This window comes from Streptomyces sp. NPDC060205, assembly GCF_042728395.1.
In the GTDB taxonomy this organism is placed as follows: domain Bacteria; phylum Actinomycetota; class Actinomycetes; order Streptomycetales; family Streptomycetaceae; genus Streptomyces.
Genome location: NZ_JBHWZP010000391.1, coordinates 1 through 7,970 on the forward strand (window position 1 = coordinate 1; position 7,970 = coordinate 7,970).

Here is a 7,970-nt window from a genome sequence, read left to right on the forward strand (position 1 = left end):
CCCCTGAGGCCGGGCGCAGCCCGGCTTTTAGGGGCGCGGGGAACTGCGCGGCCAGCCACGACGCACCCGCAGAAAACGTCTGGTTTTTTGGGGGCGCGGGGAACTGCGCGACCAGCCCCCACCGGGCCTGCGGGCGGCCCAGAAACCGGCGGCAGCCGTCAGGCGTGGGGCGGGGCGCCGACCATGCGCAGGACCAGGTCCGCGTACAGGTCGCCGACCATTTCCGGCGTCCGGGGCCCGTTCACGTTGAACCACCGCGCCACGTCGATGCACAGCGACAGCACGGCGAGCGTGGTCCCGGGAACATCCGGCACGTCGAAGTCCCCCGCGGCCACCCCGTCCTCGATGATCGCGCGTACCTCCGCGTCCACCTGCCGCCGCAGAGCGATGATCTCCGCGCGGGCGTCGGCACCGAGCGAGTCCAGCTCGTACTGCACGACCCGCGCGGTGGTCCGCCCGCCTGCGTGCCACCGGACGAAGGAGCTCACCGCGTCGGCGAGCCGTTCGGCCGGGCTCCCCTCACGGGCCCCCGCGGTCCGCAGGATGTCGAGGGCCTTCTCGTGCCCGATCCTGCTGATCCGGTGGAGGAGTTCTTCCTTGGTCTTGTAGTGGATGTAGAGCGCGGCCGGGCTCATCCCCGCCCGGCCCGCGATGTCACGGGTCGTCGTCGCGTGGTATCCGCGCTCGGCGAAGGCCTCCACCGCGGCGACGAGCAGCCGCCTGGCCGCGTCAGGGGTGACCTCGGCCCACGGCTGCAGCTCGCCGCCGGCCGTCTCCTCCGCCGTACTCATCGCTCGTTCGCCCCTTCCAGTGACAGAACGAACACCATACCTCCGATACTGAGCGAGCGCTTAGAGTGCCCGTCCGGAGGCGCACGGACTCACCACCCGCACGACCTCACAGCTTGTCGAAGGGGTCGTGTTCGGCGAGGAGCTTCTCCAGGCGGGCCTGGTCGACCCGGCTGACGATCTGCCCGGCCTCCTGCCGGTCCCGGATCACCTTGGCGAGGGTGAACGCGGAGGTGACGAGGTACAGCACGGCGATCCCGAGGAAGGCGCGCACCCAGGTGTCGGCCTCCAGTTTGAAGATGCCGATGGCGGTGGCGATGATGGCGACGGCGAACGAGAGCACCGCCTGCCCGTAGAACGCGGCGGTGGACTGCTGCTTGACCTGTGTCTCACTCATGCGACCAGAGTCGGCGCGGGTGGCCGGAACCACATCCGCGCAGGTACTCACGTCGCGTACTCAAGTCACGTACTCACGTCGCGTGCTCAGAACGCCGAGACGCCCGTCAGCGCGCGGCCGATGACCAGCTTCTGTATCTGGCTGGTGCCCTCGTAGAGCGTCATGACCCGGGCGTCGCGCAGCAGCTTCCCAACGGGGTACTCGTCGATGTAGCCGTAGCCGCCGAAGACCTGGAGCGCGTTGTTCGCGGCGCGCACCGCGGCCTCCGAGGCGAAGAGCTTGGCCTTCGAGGACTCGGTGGCGAACGGCTCCCCGCGGTCGACGAGATCCGCGACCCGCCAGGTGAGCAGCCGGGCGGCGTCCACGTCGACGGCGATGTCGCTGAGCAGTTCCTGGACGAGCTGGTGGCGGGCGATGACCTTGCCGAACTGCTCGCGCTCGGTCGCGTACGTCACGGCGGCGTCCAGTGCGGCCTGGGCGATGCCCACGCAGCCGGCGGCCACCGACATCCGGCCCTTGGCCAGCGCGGACATGGCGACGGAGAAGCCCTTGCCCTCGGGGCCGAGCATCGCCGAGGCGGGTACGCGGACGTCCTCCAGGGTCAGTTCGGCGGTGGCCTGGCCGCGCAGTCCGAGCTTGCCGTGGATGGTGCGGCGGGTCAGACCGGGGGTGTCGGCCGGTACGAGGAAGGCCGAGACGCCCTGGTGGCCGGGTGCGTCGGTCGAGCGGGCGAAGAGCAGGACGACGTCCGCCCAGGTGCCGTTGGTGATGAAGGTCTTGCCGCCGTTGATGACGTACGTGTCGCCGTCGCGCACCGCCTTCGTGGACAGGTTGCCCGCGTCGGAGCCGGTGCCCGGTTCGGTGAGGCCGAAGCAGCCGACGTACCCGCCGGAGGTGAGCCCCGGCAGCCACTGCCGCTTCTGCTCCTCGCTCCCCCAGGACGCGATGGTCTTGGCGACGAGTCCGAGCGACACCGAGACGATGCCCCGGACCGAGGAGTCCCCGCGGCCCAGTTCCTCCGTCACCAGGCAGTACGCGAGGTGGTCGCCGCCGGAGCCGCCGTACTCCTCGTCGATCGTGAGGCCGAGGAAGCCGACCTCGCCGAGCTTCTTGACGATCGAGCGGTCGACGTCCTCCGCGCGGTCCCAGGCGATCACGTTCGGGGTGATCTCGCGTGCGACGAAGTCCCTGGCCAGCCGTCGGACGGCGGTCTGCTCCTCGCTGAGTTCCAGGTTCACTGTGCTCAACCCCTGCTTTAAATTAGCACTGCTAGTTTCTGTTCCGCAGCCCTACTATGTGGGCCATGGCCCGACCGCGCAAGCCCCTCCTCAGCACCGACCGCATCGTCGCGGCGGCCCGGACCCTGGTGGACGCGGAGGGGCTCGCCGCGGTCTCCACGCGGCGGCTGGCGGCCGAGCTGGGGGTGAGCGGGCCGTCCCTCTACAACCACTTCCGTACGAAGGACCAGATCCTGGAGGCCGTCGCGGACTCCGTGAGCGCGCAGGTCGACCTGTCGATGTTCGAGGACGGGCGGGACTGGCGGACCGCGCTGCACGACTGGGCCGTCTCGTACCGGGCCGCTCTGCGCGACCACCCCAACATCGTTCCCGTACTGGCGCGGGGGCCCGGGCGCCGGCCCGCCGGACTGCGGGTCGCGGACGCGGTGTTCGGAGCGATGGTCGCCGCGGGGTGGCCCGCGGCGCAGGCGACGTCCATCGGGGCGTTGATGCGGTATTTCGTGATGGGGTCCGCGCTGTCGTCGTTCGCCGGGGGATTCGTGGACGACGAGGCGGCGTACGATCCCGCGGACTATCCGCATCTCGGGCAGGCGCATCTCCTCGCCGAGCAGCAGGAGAAGATCGATGAGCGGGCCTTCGAGACGGGGCTCAGCGCGTTGCTGGACGGGTTGGCCTCGCAGTACGCGGGGTTGCGTGAATAGGCGGATCCACGGCTGCGGGCCGGTGGGGGGCCGGTCGCGCAGTTCCCCGCGCCCCTGAAAGCGGGGCCGCGCCCCAGCCCTTCACGCTTCGGCGGTGGCCGAAGTGTGGGGGGCTCATGCTGGGTGCATGACCTCCTCACGCAGCGGGGCGCGTACCGGGGCCGCCGGGCTCGCGGCCCTCGCCTCTCTTGTCGCCGACGAGACGCGGGCCGGGTTTCTGCTGGCGTTGCTCGACGGACGGGCCTGGACCGCGGGCGAGCTGGCGCGGCACGCCGGGGTCGCCGCGTCGACGGCCAGCGAGCATCTGGGCAAGCTGGTCGCGGGCGGGCTGCTCACCGAGGAACGGCAGGGGCGGCACCGGTACGTACGGCTGGCCGACGCCCGGGTCGCCCAGCTCGTCGAGGACCTGGCCGCCCAGGTCTCACCGGCGGCGGCCAGCCGGCCGCGCACGCTGCGCGAGGCCGGTGCGGGCAGCGCGATGGCCCGGGGCCGCACCTGCTACGACCATCTGGCCGGCCGCCTCGGCATCGCGGTCACCGACGCGCTGACCGGCCTCGGACTGCTCCGCCAGGACACCGGTTTCGCGCTCACGGACGAGGGCGTGGGCTGGTTCGCCGACGTCGGCATCCCGCTCGTACGGGCCGGTCGCCGCCCGCTCGCCCGCGCCTGCCTCGACTGGACGGAACGACGCCCCCACCTGGCGGGCATCGCGGGCGCCGCGTTCTGCCACCACGCCCTGACCGCCAACTGGTGCGTACGCATCGGCTCGGAACGAGCGGTAAAGGTGACAGAAACCGGCGAACGCGCCCTCTCACACCTCCTGGGAATCCAGCCAGAAACCCTGCACTGACCCGCCTGCCTCCAGGGGCGCATGGAATGACCGGGGCACAGCCCCGTCATTCCAAGGGCGCGGGGAACTGCGCGACCAGCCCCCACCGGGCCCGCAGACACACCACCACGCCACCCCGCGGAGCGCCTCGTCCAAAACACGCGAGCCCTTTCCCCCCACCCCACCTACCCTCTGGAACGTGATGACATCCCCCGCCGGTCGCAGGCCAGACCCTCTCGCCACCACAGCGGCCAGCGCCACCGTGCTGCTGTGGGCCTCCGCCTTCGTCTCCATCCGCAGCGCCGGCGACGCCTACTCCCCCGGCGCGCTGGCGCTGGGCAGGCTGCTCGCCGGAGCGCTGGTCCTCGGCGCGATCTGCCTGGTACGCCGGGAAGGCCTCCCCGCGCGGGCCGCGTGGCCCGGGATCGTGGTGTCCGGACTGCTCTGGTTCGGCCTGTACATGGTGGTCCTCAACTGGGGCGAGCAGAAGGTCGACGCGGGCACCGCCGCCCTCGTGGTGAACATCGGACCGCTGATCATGGCCCTGCTCGCCGGATGGCTGCTCAAGGAAGGGCTGCCGTCGCGGCTGCTCGCCGGGATGGCCGTCTCCTTCGTCGGCGCGGCGGTCGTCGGGCTGTCCATGTCGGGTGAGGGCAGCGCGTCCGTGCTCGGCGTCCTGCTGTGTCTGCTCGCGGCGGTCGCGTACGCGGGCGGTGTGGTCGCCCAGAAACCGGCCCTGCGGCACGGCTCCGCGCTCCAGGTGACGACGTACGGCTGTGTGATCGGCGCGGTGGCCTGTCTGCCGTTCGCCGGGCAGCTGGTCTCCGACGCCCGGGACGCCCCGCTGTCCGCGACCCTCAACATGCTCTATCTGGGCGTCTTCCCGACGGCGCTGGCCTTCACCACGTGGGCGTTCGCACTGGCGCGTACGACGGCGGGGCGGATGGGCGCCACGACGTACGCGGTGCCCGCGCTGGTGGTGCTGATGTCATGGGTGGCACTCGACGAGGTGCCGGGCTGGATCACGCTCGTCGGGGGCCTCGTGTGTCTCGCGGGGGTGGCGGTGTCGCGGTCCGGCCCGCGGCCCGGGGTGGCGGCGGCGACCGCTCCCGTCACGGAAGCTCCCGCCACAGCTGTCGCCGCCGCTCCCGAGCCGCAGTCCGACAAGGACCGGCAAGGGGCCGGGCCTCCGCCCGCCTAGAACAGCACGAGCGCTGCCCGGAACAGCACGAGCGCCCGCTAGAACATCACGAGCGCCCGTCCGCCCTTGCCCGCCAGCATGTTCTCGAAGGCCGACGGGATGCCGTCCAGGGCGATCCGTTCCGTGACGAGGGCGCTCAGGTCCAGTCGTCCGGCCCGGACGTGTTCGGCGAGGATCGGCAGGTCGCGGGCGGGGTCGGAGTTCCCGTACACGCAGCCGGCGAGGGTGCGGCCCCAGTGGAAGATCTCCAGCGCGTTGAAGGTGACCTGCTGGTCCTTGCCGCCGATGCCGACGACCGTCGTACGGCCGCCGCGGCGGGTGGACTCCCACGCGGTACGGATCGTGACGGCGCGGCCCGCGCACTCGACGGCCACGTCCACGCCCTGCTTGCCGGTGAGCCCCCGGATCTCCCGGGCGGTGGTGTCGGAGGCGATCACGTACTCGGTGGCTCCGGCGGCGCGGGCCAGGGACTCCTTCTCCGCCGACACGTCCACCGCGACGATCGTGGAGGCACCGGCGATACGCGCGGCCTGGATCGCCGCGAGTCCCACGCCGCCGACGCCGAAGACCGCGACCGTCTCGCCGGGGCGGACCTGGGCGGAGTAGTGCACGGCTCCGTAGCCGGTGAGGACGGCGCAGCCGAGGAGGGCCGCGTCCGCCAGGGGGATACCGGCCGGCGCCGGGAGTACGCAGTTGGCGGCCACCACCGTCTCCTCGGCGAACGCGGCGACGTTCAGGCCCGGGTGGAGGTCCGTTCCGTCGGAGGAGCGGTGGGCGTAGACGTTCGCGGCCCCCGCCAGCGCGTTGGCGCACAGCCACACCTCGCCCAGCGTGCAGGCGTGGCAATTGCCGCAGGAAGGGGCCCAGTTGAGGACCACCTCGTCACCGGGTGCGACATGGCCGACCTCGGGGCCGACGGAGACGACGGTCCCCGCTCCCTCGTGGCCGAGCACGGCGGGCACCGGCAGCCGCATGGTGCCGTTGGTCAGTGAGAGGTCGGAGTGGCAGACCCCGGCGGCGGCGAGACGGATCCGTACCTGCCCCGGGCCTGGCTCGGGCAGATCGATCTCGGTGATCTCCAGCGGGGCCCCGACGGCGGGCAGCACAGCGGCGCGGGTCATGAAGTCAACGCTCCTAGGACTTTGAATCTCTGAGATCTAAGGGATCTAGGGGATCTACGGGATCTAGGGGATCTATGAAACTCCGGGCTCTCTGGATCTCCGGGCTCTCTGGATCTTCAGAACTGGAGGGACTTGGTCTGGAGGTACTCGGACAGTCCGTGCGAGCCGAGTTCCCGGCCGACGCCCGACTGCTTGTAACCGCCGAAGGGGGCGAGGGGGTTGAAGCGTCCGCCGTTGATGTCGACCTGCCCGGTGTCCAGGCGTCGCGCGAAGGCCACCGCCTCCGACTCCTCCCCGGCCCAGACCGCGCCCGCGAGCCCGTACACCGTGCCGTTGGCGATGCGCAGCGCGTCCGCCTCGTCCTCGTACCGGATGATCGACAGGACCGGGCCGAAGATCTCCTCCTGGGCGATCGCCATCTCGGGGGTGACGTCCGCGAAGACGGTCGGGCTGACGAAGTAGCCCTGTTCCCGGGGGGATTCGGGGCCGCCCGCGACCAACCGCGCGCCGTCGCCGACGCCCTTCTCGATGTAACCCACCACGCGGTCGCGCTGCTTGGCGTTGACGACCGGGCCGATGCGCTCGCCGTACTTCGCGGCGGCGTCGGCGGCCAGGGTCACGGCCTCCTCGTACTGGGAGTCGTGGACCAGCATGCGGGTCCAGGCGCTGCACGTCTGGCCGGAGTTGGACATCACGTTGGCGACGCCGACGTTGACGGCCTTGGCGAGGTCCGCGCTCGGCAGGATGACGTTGGCGGACTTGCCGCCCAGTTCGAGGGCGACACGCTTGACGGCCGCGCCCGCCGTCGCACCGATCTGCCGGCCGACGGCCGTGGAGCCGGTGAAGGAGACCAGGTCCACGCCCTCGTGCTCGGCGAGCGCCTGGCCGGCGACCGGGCCGAGGCCGGTGACGAGGTTGAAGACACCGGCCGGGACGCCCGCCTCGTGGACCGCCTCCGCGAAGAGCTGGGCCGTCAGCGGGGTGTCCTCGGCGGGCTTCAGCACGACCGTGCAGCCGGCCGCGAGAGCGGGGGCGACCTTCGCGACGATCTGGTGCAGGGGGTAGTTCCACGGCGTGATGGCGCCGACGACGCCGACGGGTTCCAGGTAGACGGTGGAGTTGCCGACCTTCTCCTCGAAGGGGTGGGAGGCGGCGAGCTCGGCGTACGAGCCGGCGACCGCGATGGGGGCGCCGACGTGTACGGCCTGGGAGAACTTCAGCGGTGAGCCGAGTTCGGCGGTGACCGTCCCGGCGATCTCGTCCTTGCGGGCCACGAGGACGTCCCTGAGGGCGCCGATCCGGGCGGCTCGCTCGGCGGGCGGGGTGGCGGCCCAGGCCGGGAAGGCTTTGCGGGCGGCGCGTACGGCCGCGTCCACGTCCTCGATCGTGCCGGCCGGGACGTGGGCGATCAGCTGCTCGTCGGCCGGGTTCACGACGGCGATCGTGTCCGTCCCGGCTGCGGGGCGCCAGGCGCCGTCGATGTACATGCCGTCGTGTGCGTTCATGGGTCCTCCCGCGGGTGGGGGTGTCGTCGTCCGCGGCCCAACTTAGCGGTCACCTCCGCCACAAACTAGCGCTGTTAGTTTTTGACGCCCATGGGTATGGTCCGACTGCGCAGTTCCCCGCGCCCCTGGGGTGGGTGGGGGTTGACGTGCGTTGTCGTCTGCGGGTGCATCGTGGTTGCCCGCGCCGTTC

Annotated in this window: 8 protein-coding genes; 3 read left to right on the plus strand and 5 right to left on the minus strand. The window is 71.6% G+C overall.

Annotated elements, in window-relative coordinates:
* Positions 1-158: 158 nt before the first annotated feature.
* From ACFWGJ_RS38750 to ACFWGJ_RS38760, 3 genes are all read right to left on the minus strand, one after another.
* Positions 159-791 (minus strand): TetR/AcrR family transcriptional regulator, encoded by a 633-nt coding sequence (locus tag ACFWGJ_RS38750; protein ID WP_387333652.1) that lies wholly within the window; start codon positions 789-791, stop codon positions 159-161.
* A gap of 106 nt (positions 792-897) precedes the next feature.
* Entirely contained in the window at positions 898-1,185 is a 288-nt protein-coding gene (locus ACFWGJ_RS38755) for a YiaA/YiaB family inner membrane protein (protein ID WP_107021111.1), read from the minus strand.
* An 86-nt stretch (positions 1,186-1,271) separates the two neighbouring features.
* Complete coding sequence (locus ACFWGJ_RS38760) at positions 1,272-2,423, minus strand: acyl-CoA dehydrogenase family protein (protein ID WP_387333657.1); 1,152 nt, start codon at positions 2,421-2,423, stop codon at positions 1,272-1,274.
* A gap of 65 nt (positions 2,424-2,488) precedes the next feature.
* Between ACFWGJ_RS38760 and ACFWGJ_RS38765 the strand changes: the two genes are divergently transcribed.
* The 3 genes from ACFWGJ_RS38765 to ACFWGJ_RS38775 all read left to right on the plus strand — a co-directional run bounded on the left by ACFWGJ_RS38765 (position 2,489) and on the right by ACFWGJ_RS38775 (position 5,154).
* Positions 2,489-3,124 carry a TetR/AcrR family transcriptional regulator gene (locus ACFWGJ_RS38765; protein ID WP_387333653.1) on the plus strand — a complete coding sequence of 212 codons (636 nt, stop codon included), beginning with the start codon at positions 2,489-2,491 and terminating at the stop codon, positions 3,122-3,124.
* Between the two features lie 127 nt (positions 3,125-3,251).
* Entirely contained in the window at positions 3,252-3,974 is a 723-nt protein-coding gene (locus ACFWGJ_RS38770) for an ArsR/SmtB family transcription factor (RefSeq protein ID WP_387333654.1), read from the plus strand.
* 181 nt (positions 3,975-4,155) lie between these two features.
* On the plus strand, positions 4,156-5,154 hold the full coding sequence (locus tag ACFWGJ_RS38775) for a DMT family transporter (protein WP_387333658.1): 999 nt from the start codon (positions 4,156-4,158) through the stop codon (positions 5,152-5,154).
* A gap of 38 nt (positions 5,155-5,192) precedes the next feature.
* Here ACFWGJ_RS38775 and ACFWGJ_RS38780 read toward each other — a convergent pair whose 3' ends face one another.
* On the minus strand, positions 5,193-6,275 hold the full coding sequence (locus tag ACFWGJ_RS38780) for a Zn-dependent alcohol dehydrogenase (RefSeq protein WP_387333655.1): 1,083 nt from the start codon (positions 6,273-6,275) through the stop codon (positions 5,193-5,195).
* Between the two features lie 116 nt (positions 6,276-6,391).
* Positions 6,392-7,780, minus strand: coding sequence for an aldehyde dehydrogenase family protein (locus ACFWGJ_RS38785; RefSeq protein WP_387333656.1), 1,389 nt, complete (start codon positions 7,778-7,780; stop codon positions 6,392-6,394).
* Positions 7,781-7,970 lie beyond the last annotated feature (190 nt).

Excerpts from the sequence above, each read along its gene's own strand:
- ACFWGJ_RS38750 (WP_387333652.1), bottom strand. The coding sequence starts at position 791 with ATGAGTACGGCGGAGGAGACGGCCGGCGGCGAGCTGCAGCCGTGGGCC.
- ACFWGJ_RS38755 (WP_107021111.1), bottom strand. The coding sequence starts at position 1,185 with ATGAGTGAGACACAGGTCAAGCAGCAGTCCACCGCCGCGTTCTACGGG.
- ACFWGJ_RS38765 (WP_387333653.1), top strand. The coding sequence starts at position 2,489 with ATGGCCCGACCGCGCAAGCCCCTCCTCAGCACCGACCGCATCGTCGCG.
- ACFWGJ_RS38770 (WP_387333654.1), top strand. The coding sequence starts at position 3,252 with ATGACCTCCTCACGCAGCGGGGCGCGTACCGGGGCCGCCGGGCTCGCG.
- ACFWGJ_RS38775 (WP_387333658.1), top strand. The coding sequence starts at position 4,156 with ATGACATCCCCCGCCGGTCGCAGGCCAGACCCTCTCGCCACCACAGCG.
- ACFWGJ_RS38780 (WP_387333655.1), bottom strand. The coding sequence starts at position 6,275 with ATGACCCGCGCCGCTGTGCTGCCCGCCGTCGGGGCCCCGCTGGAGATC.
- ACFWGJ_RS38785 (WP_387333656.1), bottom strand. The coding sequence starts at position 7,780 with ATGAACGCACACGACGGCATGTACATCGACGGCGCCTGGCGCCCCGCA.